Source organism: Oleiphilus sp. HI0132, from assembly GCF_001635845.1.
Genome location: NZ_LWGJ01000667.1, coordinates 1 through 869 on the forward strand (window position 1 = coordinate 1; position 869 = coordinate 869).

The following is an 869-nucleotide window of genomic DNA, read 5'->3' on the forward strand; positions in this document are numbered from 1 at the left end:
CATAGTAAAGACATGAGTAAGACTTCTGACAACGCAACTGAAAACGACACTGTAGTCGACCAAGGCCAGCCTCTAATCAGCCATCTGATAGAATTGCGCACACGCCTCCTGCGTTCTGTGCTTTGCGTTATATTGATCTTCGCAGGCCTTTACTATTTTGCCAACGATATCTACCTGATTGTCTCAGAGCCACTTAGGGTCTTTTTACCCGAAGGTAGCACCATGATCGCGACCGATGTCGCATCACCCTTCTTTACCCCCTTCAAACTGGCTCTAATGACGGCACTGTTTATATCAATGCCTTATGTGCTCTTTCAAATATGGGGTTTTATCGCACCTGCACTCTATGAGAACGAAAAACGGCTCGCCTATCCTTTACTGCTATCGAGCATAATATTGTTCTATCTCGGCATGGCATTCGCTTACTTTGTCGTCTTTCCTTTAGTGTTTGGCTTTTTCACCAGTGCCGCACCTGAAGGCGTCACTGTAATGACCGATATCAGTCGCTATCTTGACTTCATTCTAAAGCTATTCTTCGCATTTGGTTTAGCCTTCGAAATCCCAATCGCAACCATTATTTTGGTTGCGGCAGGTATTACCAGCTCAGCTAGCCTAAGTGAAAAACGCCCTTACATCGTGGTTGGCTGCTTCGTTATCGGTATGTTATTGACGCCTCCAGATGTTATTTCGCAAACTCTTTTAGCAGTTCCAATGTGGGCTCTCTTTGAAGTCGGAGTGCTGTTTTCAAAACTCGTCGAAAAGAAGCGCAACGAAGAACCTGTAAGCGAATAACAATTAGATGAACCTGCTACTGTTATTCCCCGAAAATATGCACAGCGAAACACTGGCTGAGATTTCCGGTCGTCAAC

General features: G+C 45.1%; 1 protein-coding gene. It reads left to right on the forward strand.

Annotated features, from left to right (window positions below):
- Window positions 1-12 precede the first annotated feature (12 nt).
- Window positions 13-792, forward strand: coding sequence for a twin-arginine translocase subunit TatC (tatC, locus tag A3766_RS08055; protein ID WP_068510193.1), 780 nt, complete (start codon window positions 13-15; stop codon window positions 790-792).
- The last annotated feature ends 77 nt before the right edge of the window (window positions 793-869 follow it).

Bases quoted from the DNA above. Each gene is read 5' to 3' on its own strand.
- tatC (WP_068510193.1), top strand. From the start codon at position 13: ATGAGTAAGACTTCTGACAACGCAACTGAAAACGACACTGTAGTCGAC.